Raw genomic sequence first — 23,123 nt, forward strand, 5'->3', positions numbered from 1 at the left:
CCCCCCCCCCGCGCCCCCCCCGCCCCGGCCCCCCCCCCCCCCCCCCCCCCCCCGCCCCCGGCCGGGCCCCCCCCCCCCCCCCCCCCCCCCCGCCCGCGGGGGGGGGGGGGGGCCCCCCCCCCCCGGGGGGGGGGGCGCCCCCACCCCCCCCTTGCGGCAAGACCCTACGAATGCGTCCGCAGCAGCGTCCGCATGGTCCGCATCGCCACCGACAGGTTGGCGAGGTCGAAGGTCTCCGAGCTCTGGATCTCCTCCAGGGTGGTGCGCGCCCGGCCCAGGATCGCCGCGTTCCTCTCCTCCCACGCCGTGAACCGCTGCTCGGGCGTCGAGGTGCCGTCGCCGACGGCCAGGACGTCCGCGGTGAGCGCCGCGTGGGCCGCGTACAGGTCCTCACGGATGGAGGCGCGGGCCATGGACTGCCAGCGGTCGGCGCGCGGCAGCTCGATGATGCGGTCCATGAGCTGGGTGATGTGCAGCCGGTCGGCGAGGTCGTAGTACACCTCGGCGACGTCCAGCGGGTCCCGGCCCATGCGGTCGGCCACCGACACGATGTCCAGGGCGGGGAAGGCGGACGAGAACCCGGCGACCCGGGTGGCGACCTCGTCGGGCACGCCGGCGCCGGTCAGCTCGTCGTGGATCTGCTGCCACCACTCCAGGTCCGCGCCGCGCAGCAGTTTCGTCAGCTGACCCCAGACCTGCTCGACGCGGTCGGCGAAGAACTCGACGGTCTCGGCGAGCTGCACCGGCTGCGGCCGGTTGTTGAGCAGCCAGCGGGTGCCGCGTTCGACCAGGCGGCGCGAGTGCAGCCGGATGCGGGTCTGGACGGCGGCCTCGACCCGGTTGTCGAGTTCCTCGACCGCGTCCCACACCGGCGCCGAGCAGAAGATCGCGCGGGCCGCGGTCTGCGCCCGCACGATCTCCTCCAGCGAGGCGCCGGTCTCCTCCCGCAGACGGTGCAGGTAGGTCGTACCGCCGGTGTTGACGGTGTCGTTGACGAGGACCGTCGTGGTGATCTCGCGGCGCAGCGGGTGGTTGTCGATCTGCTCGGCGAACTGCTCGCGCAGCGCGGTCGGGAAGTACGAGTACAGCAGTCCGCGCAGGTAGGGGTCCTCGGGCAGCGAGGTGCGCAGCAGCTCGTCCGACACCGTGATCTTCGTGTACGCCATCAGGACGGCCGTCTCGGGCCCGGTCAGGCCGTGGCCGGAGGAGAGCCGCTCACGGATCTGCCGGTCGGTGGGCAGGAACTCCAGCGCCCGGTCGAGGTGGCCCTCGCGCACCAGGTGGCGCAGGAAGCGCTGCTGGGCGTGGAGCATGTCCTTGGACTGGGCGAGGGCGTTGGCGATGGCGGTGTTCTGCGCGTAGTTGTTGCGCAGGACGAGGGCGCCGACCTCGTCGGTCATCTCGGCGAGCAGCTTGTTGCGCTGCTTGACCGTCATGTCGCCGTCGGTGACCAGGCCGTTGAGCAGGATCTTGATGTTCACCTCGTGGTCGGAGGTGTCCACGCCCGCGCTGTTGTCGATGGCATCGGTGTTGATCTTGCCGCCGCCGCGCGCGTACTCGATCCGGCCGAGCTGGGTCAGGCCCAGGTTCCCGCCCTCGCCGACGACGCCGGCGCGCAGGTCGGCGCCGTCGACGCGGATGGCGTCGTTGGCCTTGTCGCCGACGTCGGCGTTCGACTCCGCCGACGACTTCACGTACGTGCCGATGCCGCCGTTCCACAGCAGGTCCACCGGCGCCTTGAGGACGGCCTTCATCAGGTCGGCCGGCGTCATCTTGGTGACCTTGTCCTCGATGCCGAGGGCCGCCCGGATGTGCGCGTTGACGGGGATCGCCTTCGCCGTGCGCGGGAAGACGCCGCCGCCCGCCGACAGCAGCGCGGTGTCGTAGTCGGCCCAGCTGGAGCGCGGCAGCTCGAACAGGCGGCGGCGCTCGGCGTAGGAGGTGGCCGCGTCGGGTTCGGGGTCGATGAAGATGTGCCGGTGGTCGAAGGCGGCCACGAGCCGGATGTGCTCGGACAGCAGCATGCCGTTGCCGAACACGTCACCGGACATGTCCCCGATGCCGACGACGGTGAAGTCCTCGACCTGCGTGTCCACGCCCAGCTCGCGGAAGTGCCGCTTCACGGACTCCCAGGCGCCGCGGGCGGTGATGCCCATCGCCTTGTGGTCGTAGCCCGCGGAGCCGCCGGAGGCGAAGGCGTCGCCGAGCCAGAAGTCGTAGGACTGCGCGACCTCGTTGGCGATGTCGGAGAACGTCGCCGTGCCCTTGTCGGCGGCGACCACCAGGTAGGTGTCGTCCCCGTCGTGCCGGACCACGTCGGCCGGCGGCACGACCTCCCCGGCGACCATGTTGTCGGTGATGTCGAGGAGCGCCGAGATGAACGTCCGGTAGCTGGCGACGCCCTCGGCGAGCCACGCGTCCCGGTCGACGGCCGGGTCCGGCAGCTGCTTGGCGACGAAGCCGCCCTTCGCGCCGACCGGCACGATGACGGTGTTCTTCACCATCTGCGCCTTGACCAGGCCGAGGACCTCGGTGCGGAAGTCCTCGCGCCGGTCGGACCAGCGCAGGCCGCCGCGCGCGACCTTCCCGAACCGCAGGTGCACGCCCTCGACCTGCGGCGAGTACACCCAGATCTCGAACGCGGGGCGCGGCGCCGGCAGGTCGGGGATGGCCTGCGGGTCGAACTTCATCGACACGTACTCGTGCGGGGTGCCGTCCGCGGTGCGCTGGAAGAAGTTCGTGCGCAGGGTCGCCTTGATGACGGTGAGGAAGGACCGCAGGATCCGGTCCTCGTCGAGGGAGGCCACCTGGTCGAGGGCGGCGTCCAGCTCCTCCAGCAGCGCGTCGACGATCTCGTGCCCGGCGCGCTGCCGGTCGGGCGACATCCGCGCCTCGAACAGCGAGACGAGCAGCCGGGTGGTGTGGACGTTCGTGCGGAGGGTGTCCTCCATGTAGTCCTGGCTGAAGGTGGAACCGGCCTGCCGCAGGTACTTCGCGTACGCCCGCAGCACCATCGCCTGCCGCCAGCCGAGCCCGGCGCTCAGGACGAGGGCGTTGAAGCTGTCGTTCTCCGCCTTGCCGGTCCAGGTGGCGGCGAACGCCTCCTGGAAGCGTTCGCGCCCGTCGTCGCCGAGCTGGTCGCCGGCGCCGCCGCCCAGCGACTTGGGCAGCCGGAGGCCGAAGTCGTAGATCCAGGCGACACTGCGGTCGGAGCAGCGCAGCTCGTAGGGCCGCTCGTCGACGACCTCGACGCCGAGGCGGTTGAGCACCGGCAGCACCGCCGACAGGGAGACCGAGTCGCCCTTGCGGTAGATCTTGAAGCGGCGCTCGTCGGGGGCGGCGCCCACCGGCTCGTACAGGCTGAGCGAGAAGTTCTGCTCCTCCGTGAGCCGCTCGATGTGCACGAGGTCGGCGACCGCGGAGCGCGGGGTGTGGTCGGCCTTGTAGCCCTCGGGGAAGGCGTTGCCGTAGCGGCGCAGCAGCTCCGCCGTCCGCTCCTCGCCGAGTTCGGCGTTGAGCGCGTCCTGGAAGGCGTCCTCCCAGGAGCGGGCCGCCTCGACGAGCCGCGCCTCGATGCGTTCCTTGTCGCCGTCGGACAGCTGCGGCAGCTCGGTGCCCTGCGGGACCCGCACGACGAAGTGCAGGCGGGACAGGATCGACTCGGTGTTCCAGGCGGTGAAGTCGACGCTGGTGCCGCCCAGCTCCTCCTTGAGGATGTCGATGATCCGCAGCCGTACGGCGGTGGTGTAGCGGTCGCGCGGCAGGTAGACGAGGGCCGAGTAGTAGCGGCCGTACTCGTCCTGGCGCAGGTAGAGCCGCAGCCGGCGCCGCTCCTGGAGGTAGAGCACGGACGTGACGATGGAGCGCAGTTCGTCGACCGGCGTCTGGAACAGCTCGTCGCGCGGGTAGGTCTCCATGATCTGGAGCAGGTCGCGTCCGTCGTGGCTGTTGGGCGAGAAACCGGCGCCCTTCAGCACGCTGTCGACCTTGCGCCGCACGACCGGCACCCGCAGCACGGACTCGGTGTAGGCGGCGGAGGAGAACAGCCCGAGGAAGCGGCGCTCACCGACGACGTTCCCCTCGGCGTCGAACTTCTTGACGCCGATGTAGTCCAGGTACGACGGCCGGTGCACGGTGGACCGGCTGTTGGCCTTGGTCAGGATGAGCAGCTTGTGCTCGCGCGCCTTGGCGCGGGCGTCGGCCGGGAGCCGCTCGAAGGAGGGGCTGACCGGGTGGGCGTCGCCCTCGGCGTGATGCGGGTCGGCGCGCAGGATGCCGAGGCCGGTGCCGGGGACGGCCGCGAGGGAGTCGTCGGCGCGCAGCTGGTACTCGCGGTAGCCGAGGAAGGTGAAGTGGTTGTCGGCCAGCCAGCGCAGCAGCTCGCGGGCCTCCTCCACGTCGGGCGAGGCCAGGTCGCCGGGCACGGGTTCGTCCGGCAGGTCGTCGGCGATCCGCAGGGCGGCCTCGCGCATCTTCTCCCAGTCCTCGACGGCCTCGCGGGCGTCGGACAGGACGCGCAGCAGGTCGGCGGTGATCTGCTTGAGGTCGGCGCGGTCGGTCTCGCGGTCCGTCTCGACGTGGATCCAGGACTCGACGTGCGCGTCGTGCGGCAGGCCGGCGGCGGCCGGGGGCGCCTCGATCACCTCGATGAGCCGGCCGGTGACGTCCCTGCGGACGACGACCTGCGGGTGGATGACGAGGTGGATCCCGCGGCCCTGACGGGTCAGCTCGTTCGTCACCGAGTCCACGAGGAAGGGCATGTCGTCGGTGACGACCTCGACGACGGAGTGGCTGCACGTCCAGCCGTTCTCCTCGACGGTCGGCGTGTGGACGCGTACGTTCGCCGTGCCCTGGGGGCGGTTCTCCGCCAGCCGGTAGTGCGAGAAGGCGGCTCCGAAGACATCGACCGGGTCGCGGTCGGTGAGGTCCTCCGGAGCGGTGTGCAGGTAGTAGCGCTGGAGGAACGAGAGGACGGACGCGTGGTCCGGCGCGCCCGGGATCCCCGGACCGCCCTCACCCGTCGTACCGGTCGGTAGGTGCCCCCCGACCGGACTGTTCTCAGCGACCCGGGCCGCCCGTTCGAGCAGCTCGGCCTTGGCTTCGTCCAGCTTGGTCTGCATTGTCCTCTGACTCCTGTCGCGCGCCGTTGCGTGACGTAGAAGGAAGTACGGTCTCTTCCCCTGCGGCTCGACGCCACGGCCCGGGGTCTCCGGGCTGCTCCGACGCTATGCCGCAGGATGAGAGGAGCGGGGGATTATCGACTGTTCCCGACGCGCCCCGCAGGTGTGACGCTGCTCTCCGCGTCGCCTGCTCATGGGGTGTGTACGGCGCCCTGGGGGCCCTGGTGGCCCCGTCCCGCCCGCGAGGACCAGCGACTGACGCCCGGCCGCGGATGTCGTCCGCGCGCACCGGGCGCGGGGCAGGGGCAACCGCACCCCCGCGAGCTATCGCGCTGATCACGCCCCCCAGGCTATCGCCCCCCACCGGGGGCCCGTCATGAGCCGTATGTGTACAAAACCGGAGGTGGAAGTTTGACGTTCTGCACAGGGGCGCGGCGGGGTGCGATGTGCGGGGGAGGGGCCGGACCGGGCCAGGTGAGGCCGTCGGGGCCGGTGGGGCGGACGGGCGGCGAGGCGGGGCCGAGGGGGCCGATGGGGCCGATGGGGCCGATGGGGCCGATGGGGCCGATGGGGCCGATGGGGCCGATGGGGCCGATGGGGCCGATGGGGCCGATGGAAGCGTACGGAAGCCCGGAGGGCGAGGTGGGGCTGGCGGGCGGCGAGGCGGGTGGGGCGCACGGAAGCCCGGAGAAAGGGTGGGGCGGGCGGAACGGGCGGGGTGGGAAAAGTCGACGCCGGGCCCGGCCCCGGGCACCCTGAGAGCGACCCACCTCTTGGCAAGGCCGCGCCCAGGAGGCAGGTTGCCCGAGGAGAGCGCCCGCCCGAGAGGAGCCGCCCGACATGACCACGAAGATCCTCATCGTCACCGGCGACGCAGCGGAGTCCCTGGAAGTCCTCTACCCCTACCAGCGCCTGCGCGAGGAGGGCTACGAGGTCCACATCGCCGCCCCCGCCCGCAAGCAGCTCCGCTTCGTCGTCCACGACTTCGAACCCGGCTTCGACACCTACACCGAGAAGCCCGGCTACACCTGGCCCGCCGACCTCGCCTTCTCCGAGGTCGACCCCGGCGCGTACGCCGCCGTCGTGATCCCCGGCGGACGCGCCCCCGAGTACCTGCGCAACGATCCCGAGCTGCGCAAGATCCTCAAGTCGTTCTTCGACACGGACAAGCCGGTCGCCCAGATCTGCCACGGGCCGCTGCTGACCGCCGCGGTGGACGGGCTGTCGGGCCGCCGCGTCACGGCGTACCCGGCCCTGGAACTCGACATGCAGAGCGCCGGCGCGACCTTCCAGGACACCGAGGCGGTCGTCGACGGCACCCTGGTCTCCTCCCGGGCCTGGCCGGACCATCCCGCGTGGATGCGCGCGTTCCTGGAGGTGCTGCGCACGAAGGCGCCGGCGACCTGACGGAGCCGACGATGCGGCGGCGCCGTGACGCAGTGGCGCGGTGATGCGGTGATGCGGTGGCGCGGTGGTGCAGGGGCGCGGTGACGCGGCGCCGCGGGCGCCCCGTCAGGCGGCCATCCGCTCTGCCGTCTCGACGGCCTCCTGGAGGGTGTCCACCACGGGCACGCCGACTCCCTCCAGGCTGGCCCGGCTGTGCGACCCCCCGGTGTAGAGCACGGCCCGCGCGCCCACGTGCAGCGCCGCCACCGCGTCGTCGGCGGCGTCCCCGATGACCACGGTGCGCTCCACGTCGACCTCGGCCAGGGTCTCCAGGTGGCGCACCATGTGCTCGGCCTTGCTGCCGCCGGACGGCCCGGTCCGCCCGTCGACGCGGACGAAGTACGGCTCGATCCCGAACCCCCGGACCAGCGGGACCAGCTCGTCGTGCACGTACATGCTCAGCAGGGACTGGCTGCGGCCCGCCGAACTCCATCCGGCGAGCAGCTCCGCCGCGCCGGCGGTGAGCCCGCAGCGCACCCGGTGCTCGGCGTAGTACCGGTGGAAGACCTCGTCCATGACCTGCCACTCGGCGTCGGTGGGCAGTCTGCCCAGCAGCCGCTCGTAGAACCTGGGCACCGGTACGCAGTACAGCGCCCGGTACCGCTCGAGCGTGATCGGCTCCAGCCCCAGCTCGACGAACGCCGCGTTCGTGGCTCCGATGATGGCGTCGTTGTCGTGGAACAGCGTCCCGTTCCAGTCCCACACGATGTGCGCCCCGGCCTGCTTCCCCATACCCGCAAACGTACCCGCCCCCACCGACACCCGGTACGGCGGTGACCGGCCCGACCGGACCGCCGGGCGCCGGGCACCCGGTCCGGAGCCCGTGGCCCGGGTCCGCCGGCCCCGCCCCCGGCGGCCGGAGGCCACGTCCTCAGCGGTCGGATCCCACCAGGTGGGCGATCTCCTGCGCGGCGTACCACAGCAGTTCGTGGTCCTCGGCGCCGTCGACCACGAACCGGGCGTCGTCGTCGCCGGCGTCCGCCGCCGGCAGCGCCCGGACCGCGGCGCTCACGTCCGCCTCCGCGTCGTCGGCGTCGACGTGCACGGCGGCCGCCTCGGCCAGCCGTACGGGCCCGGTCACCCGGACCTCGCCGAGCGCCGCCGGGTCCAGGGCGCGGTCGGGGTCCGAGGCGGCCGCGCCGTCCGGTACGTCGACGGCGACCACCACGCGCCGCCGCGGCGCCGCGGCGTCCGGCACCAGCAGCCGCAGTGAGGCGAACGCGGCCCGGCCGAGGGCGGCGTACTCGAGTTCCTCGATGTCGTCGGAGACGTACCACTCGCGCAGTCCGGGCGTGACGGCGTAGGCGACGAGCGGCCCGCCGGCCGACCCCAGCTCTCCCGTCGCGTGCGCCTCGGCGAGACCGGGGAGGGTCAGGGGGACGTAGACGCGCATGATGGGCCGCTCTTTCGTGGTCGAAGGCTCCGCTCGGTGTCCCCCGCAGCTCCGGAGGGCCTCCAGGATACGTGCGGGCGCCCCCTTTCGGGTCCCTGTCCGCGCCCTCCCGGGCGTCCACCCCGCGCCCCGGAATTCACCCCATGCACCGCCCCCACCTGCGCTTCGGCCCTCCCTCATCACTCCGACAGGTGAAACCGCCCACCCCACCGACACTACTCTGTGCTTATTTGCCGTGACGTACCGCGACCGAGTAGAAGGTCCCCAGCGCAAGTTACCGCCTGGTAGGCGATGTCGGCCGGGCCCAGCGAACGGGGACAACCATGAACAAGGTCATGACGAGGACGCAGCGCACTCCCGGCGGCCGCCCGCCCGGCCGCGGCGACACCCGCCGCCCCGCCGGCACCCCGCCCCGGACCCCCAGCGGCGGAACCCGCCCGGCCCCCGCCGGCGGCCGCCCGCCCGGCTCACCCGGCACCCTCCCCACCACCCGCACCCGCCCCGCCGACAACCGGCCCACGGCCACCACCGGCGCACTCCCCGCCACACCGCCCACCACGAACCGCACGACACCCACCGCCCCCGCCCAGAACCCCCGCAGGCCCCTCGCCCAGCCCGGCCCGACCAGCCCCACCGATCTCTTCGCCGACCGTCTCCTCGCCGTCCTCAGCGGCCGCCGCCCCGTCCACTCGATGCTCCGCCACACCCTCGGCCGCGCCTACGACGACCTGGCGCACCTCGCCGAGAGCGGCCCCCTGCGCACCACCCGCGGCACCCAGCCCGTCGTACGCGACATCGGCTACTACGTCGCCCGGCCCGGCGCCCTGGAGGTCTTCGCCCGCATCGGCGCGGGCGACCGCCTGCGTGCGATGGCGTTCCGCCTGGAACGCGGCACGGACCGCCGCTGGCGGTGCACGGCGGTGGAACTCGGCGGCTCCCGCGGGCCCCGCACCGACAACGACTGAGCGGCACACCGCCCCGCGCACGCCGACGGGCCGGACCACCCTCGGGTGATCCGGCCCGCGACGACTTCCCGCGCCCGCTTCGCGCGGCTCCTTCTGACGACGGCTGCTTCCTGCGACGACTACTTCTTGCGACGCCGCCCGGCCTTCGCCTGCTTGCGACGCTCCGCGCGCGTCAGACCGTCCGCCTCCGAACGCACGGGCTCCTCGTCGCTCTCGAAGTCGCCCTCGACGGTGCCGCCCTCGCCGTCCACGGTCGGCGCCGAGAAGTGCAGGTTCCGCCGCTGCGGGGCGTCCAGACCCTTGGCCCGGATCTCCGGACGGGCCTGCGCCGGCACCACGTCCTGCTTCTCCATGTCGACCGGCGCCGCGTCCTCGACCGGCACCTCCTCGACCTGCTGCTCGACCTGGACCTCCAGGTTGAACAGGTAGCCGACGGACTCCTCCTTGATGCCGTCCATCATCGCGGAGAACATGTCGAAGCCCTCACGCTGGTACTCGACCAGCGGGTCCTTCTGCGCCATCGCGCGCAGGCCGATGCCCTCCTGGAGGTAGTCCATCTCGTAGAGGTGCTCACGCCACTTGCGGTCCAGGACCGACAGCACGACCCGCCGCTCCAGCTCACGCATGATCTCGGAACCGAGCTGCTTCTCCCGCGACTCGTACTGCTCGCGGATGTCGTCCTTGATGGACTCGGCGATGAACTCGGCGGTGAGCCCCGCACGGTCCCCGGCCGCCTCCTCCAGCTCCTCCACGGTGATCTTCACCGGGTACAGCTGCTTGAAGGCGCTCCAGAGCCGGTCCAGGTCCCAGTCCTCGGCGAAGCCCTCCGCGGTCTCCGCCGACACGTACGCGTCGATCGTGTCGTCCATGAAGTGGTGGATCTGCTCCTGGAGGTCCTCGCCCTCCAGGACACGACGCCGCTCGCCGTAGATGACCTCGCGCTGCCGGTTGAGGACCTCGTCGTACTTCAGGACGTTCTTGCGCGTCTCGAAGTTCTGCGTCTCGACCTGCGACTGCGCGGACGCGATGGCCCGCGTGACCATCTTGTTCTCGATCGGCACGTCGTCCGGCACGTTCGCCATGGACATCACGCGCTCCACCATCTGCGCCTTGAACAGACGCATCAGGTCGTCGCCCAGCGACAGGTAGAAGCGGGACTCGCCCGGGTCGCCCTGACGGCCGGAACGACCGCGCAGCTGGTTGTCGATACGCCGCGACTCGTGCCGCTCGGTACCCAGCACGTACAGCCCGCCGAGCTCCTCGACCTGCTCCTTCTCCGCCTTGACGGCCTGTGCGGCCTTCTCCAGGGCGGCCGGCAGCGCCGCGGCCCACTCCTCGATGTGCTCCTCCGGGTCGAGACCGCGCTGGCGCAGCTCCGCCTCCGCGAGGTCCTCCGGGTTGCCGCCCAGCTTGATGTCCGTACCACGACCGGCCATGTTCGTGGCCACCGTCACGGCGCCCTTGCGGCCCGCCTGCGCGACGATCTGCGCCTCACGGTCGTGCTGCTTGGCGTTCAGCACCTCGTGCTGGATGCCCCGCTTGCTGAGCTGCTGCGACAGGTACTCGGACTTCTCGACCGACGTCGTGCCGACGAGGATCGGCTGGCCCTTCTCGTGCTTCTCGGCGATGTCGTCGACGACCGCCTCGAACTTCGCGACCTCGGTGCGGTAGATGAGGTCCGACTGGTCCTTGCGGACCATCGGCCTGTTCGTCGGGATCGGCACCACGCCGAGCTTGTAGATCTGGTGGAACTCGGCGGCCTCGGTCATCGCCGTACCGGTCATGCCGGACAGGCCCGGCAGTTCCTTGCCGTTGTGGTCGTGGCGCTTGTACAGGCGGAAGAAGTTCTGCAGGGTGATCGTCGCGAGCGTCTGGTTCTCGTCCTTGATGTCCACCCCTTCCTTCGCCTCGATCGCCTGGTGCATGCCCTCGTTGTAGCGGCGGCCCGCGAGGATACGGCCGGTGTGCTCGTCGACGATCATGACCTCGCCGTCGATGACGACGTAGTCCTTGTCCTTCTTGAAGAGCTCCTTCGCCTTGATGGCGTTGTTCAGGTAGCCCACCAGAGGCGTGTTCACCGACTCGTAGAGGTTGTCGATGCCCAGCCAGTCCTCGACCTTGGCGACCCCGGCCTCGTGGATGGCGACCGTGCGCTTCTTCTCGTCGACCTCGTAGTCGCCGGTCTCCTCGATGCCCTTGAGCGGGTTGCCCGCCTCGCCGCGCTTGAGACGCAGGACCAGCTTGGCGAAGTCGCCGTACCACTTCGTCGCCTGGTCCGCCGGACCCGAGATGATCAGCGGCGTACGCGCCTCGTCGACCAGGATGGAGTCGACCTCGTCGACGATCGCGAAGTTGTGGCCGCGCTGGACGAGCTCGTCCTGGGACCATGCCATGTTGTCGCGCAGGTAGTCGAAGCCGAACTCGTTGTTCGTGCCGTACGTGATGTCGCAGGCGTACATCTCGCGGCGCTGGGCCGGCGTCATGTTGGCGAGGATGCAACCGACGGACAGTCCGAGGAACTTGTGGACGCGGCCCATCATCTCGGAGTCGCGCTCGGCCAGGTAGTCGTTGACCGTGATCAGGTGGACGCCGTCACCCGACAGGGCGTTCAGGTACGCGGGCAGCGTGCCCACCAGCGTCTTTCCCTCACCGGTCTTCATCTCGGCGACGTAGCCGAGGTGCAGGGCGGCGCCGCCCATGATCTGCACGTCGTAGTGACGCTGGCCCAGGACGCGCTTGGCGGCCTCACGCACCGTGGCGAACGCCTCCGGCAGCAGGTCGTCCAGCGTCTCGCCGTCGGCGTACCGCTGCTTGTACTCATCGGTGAGGGCCCGCAGCTCGGTGTCGGAGAGGTCGACGAAGTCCTCTTCGATGGAGTTGACCTGGTCCGCGATGCGGTGCAGCTTGCGCAGGATCTTGCCTTCGCCTGCACGCATGATCTTCGAGAGGACGGACACGGGGGTTGGTCTCCTTGCCGGTCGGGCCTGGGACGGTCGGTTTCATGTGACTCACTGAGCAACGGCCATCGTATGCGAGGACCCCGCCACGCCGGGAGGCCTGCCGTGACGCGGACCGCACACCGCCTGACGGCGGTGCCGGATTCCCCCGTCACAGGCACAACGGCCGGACCCCGCCGATGGTGCCGCGCCGGCCCGGCGAATTGCGCGGAAAGTGATCACCCGGTCACCCTCCGGGAAAAGGATGGCGCCCGCACCGGCCCGCGCACAGAATCGGCCGATGGAGCCCGTCACCCTCACCACCGACCGCCTCGTCCTGCGCCCGGTCGGCCCCCGGGACACCGACGCGGTCCACGCCGCCGCCCAGGACCCCGACATCCAGCGCTGGACCACCATCCCCTCCCCCTACCTCGCCGAACACGCCCGCAGCTTCACCGAGCAGCTCGCCCCCGAAGGCTGGGCCGACCGCTCGATGTTCACCTTCGGCGTCTTCCTCCCCGACGACAGCCTCACCGGCCTCCTCAGCCTCACCCTGCGCTCCCTCGGCACCGCCGAGGTCGGCTTCTGGACCACCAGGGAGCACCGCGGCCACGGCTACACCACTGAGGCCACCGTCGCCGCCTCCCGCTGGGCCTTCACCCACCTCGCCGTCGACCGCGTCGAATGGCGCGCGGAGGTCGGCAACGCCGCCTCCCTCGCCGTCGCCCGCCGCGCCGGCTTCACCCTGGAGGGCACCCTGCGCTCCGCGATCGACAACAAGGGCGTACGACGCGACTGCTGGGTGGCCTCCCTGCTCCCCTCGGACCTCGGCCTGCCCTCGACGGCCCCCTACCTTCCGGCCCCACCGCACCCCGGCCCCACCACCGGCCCCGCCTGAGCACGGACGGACCCGCGGCCCGGCACCGGCTGTCAGACCCACCCCCTATCGTGCGCACCATGACGACCCCGCACCCCGCCACCGAACTCTCCGCGGACGAGGCCCGCCGCATCGCCCTGCGCGCCCAGGGCCTCCTCGGCGCGCCCGACCGCAGAGCCGGCGTCCGCGGCGTCCTGCGCCACCTCGGCGCCGTCCAGCTCGACACCATCTCCGTCCTCGCCCGCTCCCACGAACTCATCCCCTACGCCCGCCTCGGCGCCGTCGGCCGCACCGCCGTCGAGGACGCCTACTGGAAACCCGCCCCCGGCACACCCGGCGCCCGGCCCCACGCCTTCGAGTACTGGTCCCACGCCGCGTGCGTCCTCCCCATCGAGGAGTGGCCCCACTTCGCCTTCCGCCGCCGCGCCTACCGCAACCGCCCGCACTGGAACCACGCCCTCCCCGGGGACACCTACGGCCAGGTCATCGAGCAACTGCGCGCCGAGGGCCCCCTGACCGCCACCGAACTGGGCGGCGCCAAGAAGACCAGCGAGTGGTGGGACTGGTCCGGCACCAAGGTCGCCGTCGAACGCGCCCTGATGTACGGCGAAGTGGTCTGCGTCGAACGCCGCGGCTGGAAGCGGGTCTACGACCTCGCCGAACGCGCCGTCCCCGCCGACCTGCTGCACGACGAACTCGACGACACCGAGTGCCTGCGCCGCCTGGTCGGCCTCGCCGGCCGCGCCCTGGGCGTCGGCACGCGCGCGGACATCGCCGACTACCACCGCCTCAAGGGCGAACAGGTCGACGCGGTGATCGCCGACTCCGGCCTGGTCCCGGTCACCGTCGCCGGCTGGGGAAAACCGGCCTGGGCCGACCCGGCGGCCCTGCGGACGGCGCCCCGCGGCCGCCACCGCACGACGCTGCTGTCCCCGTTCGACTCCCTCATCTGGGAACGCGCCCGCACCGAGCGACTCTTCGGCTTCACCCACCGCCTGGAGGCCTACGTGCCCAAACCCAAGCGGATCCACGGCTACTTCGCCATGCCGGTGCTCGCCGGCGGCCGCCTCGTCGGCCGCGTCGACCCCGCCCGCGAGGGCCGCACCCTCGTCGCCCGGCAGATCACCCTGGACGGCCCCAGGGCCGTCCCCGCCGTCGCACAGGCCCTGACCGAGGCGGCGAGCTGGGTGGGCTGCACGGACGTACGCGTGGAACGCGTCGACGCCCCCGAACTGCGCGCCCCCCTCGTCCAGGAACTCGCCCGGGCCCTCGCCTGACCGCCGCCCGGGCAACCGGAGCCGGCGGAGCCACCCGGGCGACCGGAGTCACCCGGGTTACCGGATCTCGAGAATCTTCTCCCGCATCGCGTACACCACCGCTTCCATCCTGGAGTGCAGCTGCAACTTCTCCAGAATGTTCCGCACGTGGTTCTTCACGGTGTTCTCGGAGATGAACAACTCCTTCGCGATGTCCCGGTTGTTCATCCCCGTCGCGACGAGCTTGAGCACTTCCAGCTCACGGTCCGTCAACCGCGGCGCGGGCACCAGCCTGCGCTCGTCGGTGCGCTGGATCATCGATTTGAACTCGGTCAGCAGTTTCGACGCCATCGAGGGACTGATCTGCGACTGCCCGTCCGCCACCGCCCGAATCGCCGTGGCCACCTCGTCCGTGGAGATCTCCTTCAGGAGATAGCCCGTCGCACCCGCCTTGATCGCCTCGTAGAGATCGGCCTCCTCGTCGCTGATCGTCAACATGATGATCTTCGCGCTGGGAGCCACCTCCTTGATCGAGGTGCACGCCTCGATACCCCCGCGCTTCGGCATCCGTACGTCCATCAGCACGATGTCGGGCAGCAGATCGGCCGCCTTGTCCACGGCCTCCGCCCCGTCCCCCGCCTCACCGACGACCTGGATGTCCTCCTCCGCGGCGAGCACGATCTCCAGCCCGCGGCGGAACAGGGCATGGTCGTCCACCACCAGAACCCTGATCGGCTCCTTGCGGGGAGCGCCCCCGTCCGGGCCCGTGCCGACGACGCCCCCGACGGCATCCCCGTCGCGCATCGGTCCGAAGCTGTCCGCCATCGTTCCTCCCCCTGAAGGCTGTGGCCGTGGTCCCGTGCCATCGCCAACGCAAGGCAACGACCCACCGGTTGAGCCGTTGCCGCCATGATTCCATGCCCGGGCGACAACCCGGTGACGGAGCGATGCCCGAAGGGGCGCACAGGGGTGCCCCTGGGGGCGCACACGCGCTCCAGGGGCACCTGCTCGGCTGTCACCGGGCCGCGGGGTCAGCCGCCCAGCGCACCGCCCGCCTCGGGGGCCGGGGCCTGAGCGACCATGGGGTCCGTGCTGAGGTGGATCACGCCGTAGTCGTAGGCGTGCCGCCGGTAGACGACGCTCGGCTCCTTCGTCTCGGAGTCGACGAAGAGATAGAAGTCGTGCCCGACCAGCTCCATCTCGTAAAGAGCCTGGTCAAGAGTCATGGGGGCGGCCACATGGGTCTTCTCGCGCACCACGAGCGGGCCGTCGCCCTGTACCTCCAGCGACCCGATCTTCTTCGTCGGTACGCTGTCGGACTCTTCGGACGGGACGGGGTGGCCATTGCTGCCGAGGGTCGCGACGCCCGGCACGTGGTCGGCGACCTCCGCCGCCGGGATCCGCCGCGCGCCGCGCCGGGTGTACCGCTTGTCGTGCTGCTTGCGCAGTTGGGCGTCCAGCTTCTCCGCCGCCAGGTCGAGTGCCGCGTACGGGTCGCTGGCCGCTGCCTCCGCACGGATCACCGGCCCCCGGGAGCGGAGCGTGATCTCCACTCGGTCGCACCGGTCGGCCTGTCGGGGGTTCGGCTCCTTGGACACCTCGACGTCGAGGCTCATCACCTTGCCGTCGAGCTTCTGGATCTTCTCCAGGTTCAGCTTCTCGGCCACGTGCTTGCGGAACCGCTCGGGCACCTCGGTCTTGCGGCCCTTGACGACGATGTCCACGCAGAACTCCGTTCCCGGATCGCTCCGCATCGACGGCGGAGCATCTCCCTTTTGCACCAGGTTCCGGTGGACACCGGAACCTCGGACTCGGTGACTTCCACCTCCTCCTCCCCCATGGGCGAGATCTCCACCCCAGACGCCACGGTGATTACCTCGAAGCGCAGCACGGCATTCGGATTCGAGAGGTCTGGCCTGCGGCTTTCCCTCACAACCGAACATATCTCGCCCGGACGGATGTCGTCACCCTCTACTGCCGCGTACCCCCGTTCAGGTGAATTCGTCCTCTCAATAACTGCAACGAAACCGGTCCTCCGTCAGTTCCGGTTGTTCCTTTCGAAAGCGTCCGGTGGCGCCGCGACGACGGCCGCCCGCAGGAGGCCGGAGGACCGTGCCGCACCCAGCGGTCGCACCCGCACCGGTACCGGGTCCGTGCCTCCCTTCCGCGCTTCGGACGGTCGTACCTCCTTGCCTTCCCGGGCAACGCTGTCGTACACGGCGGCCACGCCCACTTCACCCGCCGCGCGGCCGGCCGCCCCCGTCCGGCGCGTCCCCCTCACCGGCGGGCCGGGCACCTCAGCGGTCCGGTGCGTCTCCATCGCCGCCCGCACGGCACGCGCGGCCTCCGCGAGAGAGGCACCGGTCGTCACCAGGTCGTCGACGAGCACCACCGCGTCCGCACCGCACAACAGCCGCGCGCCACCGGCCGCCACCGCCAGCGCGCCGAACAGGTTGTCCAGTCGCTGCCGCGAGTTGAGGCCCGTCTGATCGGCCACCACCCGCCGCTGGCGCAACACCGCGGCCACCCGCACCGGCACCCGGGCCGCCCGCAGCTCCGCCGCCGCGGCCAGCGCGATCCGCCGGGCCGGATCATGCCCCCGGGAACGGATGGCCCGGCGCGCGGAGGGGACGGGGACGAGAAGCACGGCCCGCGATGAGGCCGGGGGTGGGGGCCCCTCCCCCTCCCCCGCCCCCACCTCCTCCAGGCCCACCCGCACCGCCCCCGCCAGCGCCGTCCCCAGCGGTCGCGTCAATGCCAGCGCACCACGCTCCTTGTGGGCCAGCAGCACGGCCCGTACCTCGTCCGCATACCGGGCGGCCGCGTGCACGGCGGGCAGCCCGGGCGGCTCGGGGTCCGGCCGGACCCGGCGGGGCGCGGTGCCGTGGAGCGCGGCGCGGCACCGGTGGCAGAGCACGGTGCGTGCCGTGCCGCACCCACCGCATTCGGCCGGGAGCACCAGGCCGGAGAGGTCCTGCCACCACCGCTGAACGCTTTCCACACGGATCACTGTGCCGAGGGAGGGGAGGACTTGCCACCCCTGTGGAAAAGGGTCCGCCGCGTGGAAAAGGGTCTGCCGCGGGCCTGTGGAAAAGTCCGGAAGGCCTGACGGGCCAGACCGGCCGCGGGTCGGGCGGGACAAGGATCAGACGGGCCGACGATCAGGCCGAACGGATGTACCGGTCCGGCCCCGTCGGAACGCGACCGCCCTCACCCCGGATAGAACACGACGGATCCGGTCTCCTTCAGCGTCCGCCAGCCGCTCCCGCCGGGCAGCCACAGCATGCCTTCCTTCGAGGTGGCGAAGAGGGGGGCCTCGCTGTCCTCGGAGGCGGCGATGCTCGTGACCTCGGTGAGGCCGGGGAGGGTGCCGGTCTCGGGGATGGAGCCGTCGCTCTGGACGTACTGGACCTGTTCGACTCCGCCGGCTTCGCGGCCGACGACGACGAGCCTGTTGTCCCCGGCCCATGACATGGCGGTGACCTGTTCCAGGTCGGGGGTGGCGGAGCGCAGTTCCTGGACGGCGACGGTGGGCCGTTCGCCGCTCCGGTCGTGTTCGATCCGTCCGATGAGCAGGGACTGCTTGCCGCCCTGGTCGACGACGAGCGCGATCCGTACGCCGTCGGCGGCGACCCGTACGGTGTTGATCCGTCCGTCGAGGCCGGGGGTGAGTACCTGCAGTGGCTCGCCGCCGCCCTTCTCCAGGAGGAGCAGGCGCGGGCCGGCGGGGTCGCGGTCGGCGACCCACAGGTCGCCCTGGGCGTCCCAGCTGGGGGTGGTGAGCCGGTCGGTCTCGGTTTTCCCCTTGCTCAGGAGGACGGGTTCGCCGAGGGAGTTGCCGGCGACGGTGGAGGTGACGTAGAGCGCCTTGCCGTCGAGGGCGACGCCGGCCGCGCTGTGCTCGTCGCGGGACACGGCGACCGAGCGCAGTGCCTGGGTGCCGTCGCCGAGTGCGCCGGGCACGGCTTCGGATCCGGCGCCGTCGCCGGCGTTCGTCCTGCGGACCAGACGGTGGCGGGCGTCGATGAAGTACAGGTAGTCGGGTCGGCGTTCCGCTCCGCGTTCGGCGACGGCGGCGGCCCGGTCCTCGGTGAGGGAGCAGAGCTGGTTTCCGCCGACGCGTACTTCGACCTCGTCGACGGTGGGGTTGAGGCTCTGGAGGGTGAACAGCAGTTGTGCGGCCATTTCGTCGCACTTGCCGTGTCCGATGCGGGCCGCCTTGTCGTTGAGCGGCACGGTGAGCTTGTTCTGGTCGTCGGGTGCCAGGGAAGTGACGCCGGCGGTGAGTGCGGTGCCGGTGGGGAAGCTGGAGCGGACGACGGGCCGCAGCCAGCTGGTGGGCCCGTTGAGCAGGGAGCGCACCATCTCGGTCATGGGGTCGACGCGTTCGCGGACGTAGACGGGGTCGGCGACGGCCATGGGTTGTCCGGAACCGGCGGACGTGGTGTGGGAGGCGAAGTAGTACTTGTTGAGCGACATGTAGTTGCGCTGGAAGTCGGACTTGCCCATGACGACGCCTTCGGGGAGCGCGTCGATGCGCCAGTGTCCGGTCTTCTTGTCGCGCGTGAGGTGCACCGTCCGGTCGTAGTCGCCGGAGGCGGGGGTGTAGGACTGCTGGGCGTCGATGGTGGCGACGCGGGTGCCTGTCAGCCGGAAGGCGAAGTCGTCGCCGTCCTCCCTGCTGCCGGAGCGGTCGGCCTGGGTTCCCGGTCCGTCGGCGAGGACGGTGGTGGAGCGTTCGGGTCTCCACTGCTGTGCGGCGCCGGGGGTGAGGTACTGGCGTGCGGTGGAGTAGCCGGGATCGTCGCTGGTCAGGGCTTCGAGGAAGCCCTGGACGATCTCGGCGGGCGGAGCGTCGTCGCGGGGCGGCATGGCGAAGACCCGGACCTGTGTCTCCTGGCGGGGGGTGGATTCGACGCCACGCAGGTCGCCGCTGTCGGGCATCGAGGCGCATCCCGCCAGCAGTACGGCGCCGCACACGGCATACGCCGCTCCGCGCACCGGCGTGCGCCGGCGGCCCCCCTCGCGGTCAGCGCCCACGAAATGCCTCCCCTTGCTCGTTCACGCCGTCGGTTTCCCTGTCCGTCCGGCTCGTCGGGCCGGGTGCCTCATCGTGTGCCCCGTCCGTGGCGGGCGGGTCCGGTGGGCGGGTGTCGGAGGCGGGCCGGGGTACGACGCGCGCGCCGTTGCCGGGCAGTGCCGTCGGGTCGGCGGTGGCGGCCACGTGGCTCTGCCGGGGTGCCAGGGGTGCCCGTCCGGGCGGGCGCTGCTCACGGGCGGGCTGGAGGGGCACGGTGGCGCTCTTCTCGCTTCCGCCGCGCGGCAGGCCCGCTTCGTTGAGTCCGCGGTTGCGGCGGGAGTCCTTGGGTTCCAGGGGTATCGGTGAGCCCCGCAGGGGTTCGTCCGCGGTCCTGGGCAGGGTGAGCCGGAACTGTGAGCCGCCTCCGGGCTCGCCCCAGGCCTGGAGCCAGCCGCCGTGCAGGCGGGCGTCCTCCAGGGCGATGGACAGGCCGAGGCCGGTGCCGCCGGTGGTGCGCGCGCGGGCCGGGTCGGCGCGCCAGAAGCGGCTGAACACGCGGGTGGCCTCGCCGGGCTTGAGTCCGACGCCGTAGTCGCGGACGGCGATGGCGACGGCTCCGCCGGCGCTGGCGAGTTTGACGACGACGTCCTTGCCGTCGCCGTGTTCGACGGCGTTGACGACGAGGTTGCGCAGGACGCGTTCCACCCGGCGGGTGTCGGCCTCGGCGACGACGGGCTGCTGGTCGCCGCGGACGCGTATGGAGGTGCCCTTGCGTTCGGCGAGCGGTGCGGCTCCGCTGACGACGCGGCGCACGACGTCGCGCAGGTCGACGGGTTCGGCTTCGAGGGCGGCTGCGCCCGCGTCGAAGCGGCTGATCTCGAGGAGGTCGGCGAGGAGGGATTCGAAGCGGTCGAGCTGGTCGGCGAGGAGTTCGGCCGAGCGGGCGGTGACGGGGTCGAAGTCCTCGCGGGCCTCGTGGATGACGTCGGCGGCCATGCGTACGGTCGTCAGGGGTGTGCGCAGCTCGTGCGACACGTCGGACACGAAGCGCCGCTGCATCCGTGAGAGGTCCTCCAGTTGCTGGATCTTGAGCTGGAGGTTCTGCGCCATCTTGTTGAAGGCTTCGCCGAGTCGTGCGATGTCGTCCTCGCCGGTGACCTTCATGCGTTCCTGGAGGTGTCCGGCGGAGAGCCGTTCGGCGATGCCGGCGGCCATCCGCACGGGGGTGACGACCTGGCGTACGACGAGCCAGGCGATGGCTCCGAGGAGGACGACGACGAAGAGTCCGGCGGTGGCGAGGGTGCCCCTGACGAGGCTGAGGGACTTCTCCTCCTGGGTGAGCGGGAAGAGGTAGTACAGCTCGTAGGGGTCGCCGTTGGGGTCGTTGACCCGTTTGCCGATGACAAGGGCGGGCTGGGACTCCTTGTCGCTGAGGTAGATGATGCGGGAGTACCTCTGGACGGCGCCGGTGCTGCTGTTGACGCGTTCGCGCAGGACGTCGGGGACGCTCTTGTTGGGGTCGACGGAGCCGGAGGCCCGTGGCCCGCGGCCGCCGCCACTGTCGTCGCCGGGGGGCAGGGTGACCACGTCGAAGGCGCCCTGGCCGCCGCTGGACAGCGACAGCACGAGTTCGCTCATCCATTCGATGACGTTCTGGGAGGCGCGGCCGTCCGGGCTGTTTCCGTCGTCGGCGGCGGTGCCGGCCGCTTCGTCGGCCTTCTGCTTGGCGACGGCGAAGCCGCCGGTGGCCTGGCTCTGGGAGGCCTTGACCTTGGCGTCGAGCAGGCCGTTGCGTACCTGCCCGATGACGACGAAGCCGAGCAGGAGGACGACGCCGAGCGACATCAGCAGGGTCGTGGCGACGACCTTGAGCTGGATGTTGCGCCGCCACAGCCGCATGACGGGCAGCAGCGGCCTGCGTATCCAGCGCAGCAGCAGCCTCAGGACGGGGCTGTTGCGCACGCCGCCCCGGAGGAGTCCGCCGCCGAGGAGGTGGGTGAGGCGTGATCCCGTCTGCCGCGGGCCGACAGGCCGCTCCGGACGGGCCCCGGACCGGCCGGGGGCCGAAGCGGCACTGTCCTTGGACATGTCAGCTCGGTCCGGCCTTGTAACCGACGCCACGGACGGTCACCACGATCTCCGGCCGCTCCGGGTCCTTCTCGACCTTGGAGCGCAGCCGCTGTACGTGCACGTTGACCAGACGGGTGTCGGCGGCGTGCCGGTAGCCCCACACCTGCTCGAGCAGCACTTCGCGCGTGAACACCTGCCAGGGCTTGCGGGCCAGCGCGACCAGCAGGTCGAACTCCAGCGGGGTCAGCGCGATCGACTGCCCGTCGCGTTTCACGGAGTGGCCGGCCACGTCGATCACGAGGTCGCCGATGGTGAGCTGCTCGGGAGCGGGTTCCTCCGACCTCCGCAGCCGCGCCCGGATCCGGGCGACCAGCTCCTTGGGCTTGAACGGCTTCACGATGTAGTCGTCGGCGCCCGATTCGAGGCCCACGACGACGTCGACGGTGTCGCTCTTGGCCGTGAGCATGACGATCGGCACTCCGGACTCCGCCCTGATCAGGCGGCACACCTCGATACCGTCCCGTCCGGGCAGCATCAGGTCCAGCAGCACCAGGTCGGGCTTCGCCTCACGGAAAGCGGCCAGCGCCTTGTCGCCGTCGGCTACGAAAGACGGCTCAAAACCTTCACCACGCAACACGATGCCGAGCATCTCGGCCAGTGCGGTGTCGTCGTCGACGACAAGGACTCGTCCCTTCATAAACGACATCATCCCATTCTCATAACAGTGACAGTGGCGCTGGTGAGCAGGGTCACTGGCCCGTGACGATAGTCGTAGGGAACGGTCACTGTCTGCCCCGGCCCCCGGCAGCAGGCTCGGCGCCCGCCCGGAGGCCGCCGACAGCCCCGTGGAACGAGGGGCGAAGGGCCGCCCCGCGGGGCGGCCCTCCCCTCAGTCGCCGGTCGTGTGCCGTGCCCTGGCACACAGCTCCGCCAGGCCCTCGGCCGTCACCGGCGAGACCACGCCCTCCTCGGTGACGATCGCCGTGACCAGCTCGGGCGGCGTCACGTCGAACGCCGGGTTGTAGGCCTGCGTCCCCAGGGGCGCCACCGGGACACCGCCCCCCGCTCCCGACACCGGCGCCTGCGGCGCGGCCATCTCCGTCACCTCGAACCCGGGCCGCTGCTCGACCTCGATGGACGCCCCGTCGGCGGTGTCCGGGTCGACCGTCGTCAACGGCGCCACCACGATGAACGGCACGTGGTGGTACCGGGCGAGCACGGCGAGCGGATAACTGCCCACCTTGTTGGCCACGGACCCGTCGGCCGCGATGCGGTCGGCCCCGATCAGCACGGCGTCCACCTCGCCGGCCGCGAACAGCGACCCCGCCGCGTTGTCGGTGAGCAGCGTGCAGGCCATGCCGCTGCGCGCGGCCTCGTACGCCGTCAGCCGGGCGCCCTGGAGCAGCGGGCGGGTCTCGTCCATCCACAGCCGTCGCAGCCGGCCCGCCCGGTGCGCCGCGAGAGCCACCGCGAACGCCGTCCCCTCACCGCCCGACACCAGCGAACCGGTGTTGCAGTGCGTGAGGATCCGATGCCCACCGCCGGGCAGCAGCTCGTCGAGGAACGCCAGCCCGTGCTCGGCCATCCGGGCACTGGCCTCGGCGTCCTCCCGGTGCAGTTGCCGCGCCGCGGCCAGGGCGGCCCGGGCCCCCTGCTCGGGGCTGCCGCCCTTGGCGACCTCCGCCTGGTAGGCGTCACGGGCGCGGCGCACACCGACGGACAGGTTCACCGCGGTGGGCCGGGCGCCCGCGAGCGCGGCCGCCGCCTCGTCCACGGCGAAGCCGCGTGCGGCGGCGAGCGCGACCCCGTACGCCCCCGCGATCCCGAGCAGCGGCGCACCGCGAACGGCGAGCGAAGCGATCGCCTCCACCAGCGCCGACGCGTCCGTACAGACCAGTTCCACCTCCTCCGCCGGCAGCCTCGTCTGGTCGAGGAGCACCAGCACGGGGCCTTCGGGTGGTTCCTCCCAGCGGATCGCCGGTACCTCGGTGGGCCGCTTGTCATCGCCGGATTGCGCGTACTGATCAGCCATGCCGTCAG

Annotated in this window: 15 protein-coding genes; 4 read left to right on the plus strand and 11 right to left on the minus strand. The window is 71.6% G+C overall.

Annotated elements, in window-relative coordinates:
- Window positions 1–164: 164 nt before the first annotated feature.
- Window positions 165–5,120, minus strand: coding sequence for an NAD-glutamate dehydrogenase (locus tag ACF09K_RS07875; protein ID WP_392241608.1), 4,956 nt, complete (start codon window positions 5,118–5,120; stop codon window positions 165–167).
- Between the two features lie 840 nt (window positions 5,121–5,960).
- Between ACF09K_RS07875 and ACF09K_RS07880 the strand changes: the two genes are divergently transcribed.
- On the plus strand, window positions 5,961–6,527 hold the full coding sequence (locus ACF09K_RS07880) for a DJ-1/PfpI family protein (protein WP_392241609.1): 567 nt from the start codon (window positions 5,961–5,963) through the stop codon (window positions 6,525–6,527).
- Between the two features lie 105 nt (window positions 6,528–6,632).
- Here the strand turns inward: ACF09K_RS07880 and ACF09K_RS07885 are convergent, their stop codons facing one another.
- On the minus strand, window positions 6,633–7,298 hold the full coding sequence (locus tag ACF09K_RS07885; RefSeq protein WP_392241610.1) for an HAD family hydrolase: 666 nt from the start codon (window positions 7,296–7,298) through the stop codon (window positions 6,633–6,635).
- Window positions 7,299–7,437: 139 nt separating this feature from the next.
- The gene (locus ACF09K_RS07890; protein ID WP_392241611.1) at window positions 7,438–7,959 is read right to left on the minus strand and encodes a DUF6912 family protein; all 522 of its coding nucleotides are present in this window, start codon (window positions 7,957–7,959) and stop codon (window positions 7,438–7,440) included.
- A 323-nt stretch (window positions 7,960–8,282) separates the two neighbouring features.
- Here ACF09K_RS07890 and ACF09K_RS07895 point away from each other — a divergent pair, with 323 nt between their 5' ends.
- A complete protein-coding gene (locus ACF09K_RS07895) occupies window positions 8,283–8,924 on the plus strand; it encodes an Rv3235 family protein (RefSeq protein WP_392241612.1) in 642 nt (213 codons plus the stop codon).
- 119 nt (window positions 8,925–9,043) lie between these two features.
- Here the strand turns inward: ACF09K_RS07895 and secA are convergent, their stop codons facing one another.
- Window positions 9,044–11,881 carry a preprotein translocase subunit SecA gene (secA, locus tag ACF09K_RS07900; protein ID WP_392241613.1) on the minus strand — a complete coding sequence of 946 codons (2,838 nt, stop codon included), beginning with the start codon at window positions 11,879–11,881 and terminating at the stop codon, window positions 9,044–9,046.
- Between the two features lie 280 nt (window positions 11,882–12,161).
- On the opposite strand from secA, the gene ACF09K_RS07905 reads away from it, so the two are divergent.
- Both ACF09K_RS07905 and ACF09K_RS07910 read left to right on the plus strand, forming a co-directional pair.
- Window positions 12,162–12,758, plus strand: a complete 597-nt coding sequence (locus tag ACF09K_RS07905) for a GNAT family N-acetyltransferase (RefSeq protein ID WP_392241614.1) — start codon at window positions 12,162–12,164, stop codon at window positions 12,756–12,758.
- Window positions 12,759–12,817: 59 nt separating this feature from the next.
- A complete protein-coding gene (locus tag ACF09K_RS07910) occupies window positions 12,818–14,014 on the plus strand; it encodes a winged helix-turn-helix domain-containing protein (protein ID WP_392241615.1) in 1,197 nt (398 codons plus the stop codon).
- A 57-nt stretch (window positions 14,015–14,071) separates the two neighbouring features.
- On the opposite strand, the gene ACF09K_RS07915 is transcribed toward ACF09K_RS07910, so the two are convergent.
- The 7 genes from ACF09K_RS07915 to mtnA all read right to left on the minus strand — a co-directional run bounded on the left by ACF09K_RS07915 (window position 14,072) and on the right by mtnA (window position 23,115).
- Window positions 14,072–14,818 carry a response regulator gene (locus ACF09K_RS07915; protein ID WP_392241616.1) on the minus strand — a complete coding sequence of 249 codons (747 nt, stop codon included), beginning with the start codon at window positions 14,816–14,818 and terminating at the stop codon, window positions 14,072–14,074.
- A 206-nt stretch (window positions 14,819–15,024) separates the two neighbouring features.
- On the minus strand, window positions 15,025–15,717 hold the full coding sequence (gene hpf / locus ACF09K_RS07920) for a ribosome hibernation-promoting factor, HPF/YfiA family (protein ID WP_392241653.1): 693 nt from the start codon (window positions 15,715–15,717) through the stop codon (window positions 15,025–15,027).
- 314 nt (window positions 15,718–16,031) lie between these two features.
- Window positions 16,032–16,994, minus strand: a complete 963-nt coding sequence (locus ACF09K_RS07925) for a ComF family protein (RefSeq protein ID WP_392241617.1) — start codon at window positions 16,992–16,994, stop codon at window positions 16,032–16,034.
- A gap of 209 nt (window positions 16,995–17,203) precedes the next feature.
- Window positions 17,204–19,033 carry an LpqB family beta-propeller domain-containing protein gene (locus ACF09K_RS07930; protein WP_392241618.1) on the minus strand — a complete coding sequence of 610 codons (1,830 nt, stop codon included), beginning with the start codon at window positions 19,031–19,033 and terminating at the stop codon, window positions 17,204–17,206.
- Entirely contained in the window at window positions 19,023–21,101 is a 2,079-nt protein-coding gene (mtrB, locus tag ACF09K_RS07935) for an MtrAB system histidine kinase MtrB (protein WP_392241619.1), read from the minus strand. The genes ACF09K_RS07930 and mtrB overlap by 11 nt, the downstream gene beginning before the upstream one ends.
- Before the next feature lies 1 nt (window position 21,102).
- Window positions 21,103–21,792, minus strand: a complete 690-nt coding sequence (gene mtrA, locus ACF09K_RS07940) for a two-component system response regulator MtrA (RefSeq protein ID WP_005316841.1) — start codon at window positions 21,790–21,792, stop codon at window positions 21,103–21,105.
- 180 nt (window positions 21,793–21,972) lie between these two features.
- On the minus strand, window positions 21,973–23,115 hold the full coding sequence (gene mtnA / locus ACF09K_RS07945) for an S-methyl-5-thioribose-1-phosphate isomerase (protein ID WP_392241620.1): 1,143 nt from the start codon (window positions 23,113–23,115) through the stop codon (window positions 21,973–21,975).
- Window positions 23,116–23,123 lie beyond the last annotated feature (8 nt).

The organism is Streptomyces sp. NPDC014882, from assembly GCF_043081325.1.
GTDB lineage: Bacteria > Actinomycetota > Actinomycetes > Streptomycetales > Streptomycetaceae > Streptomyces.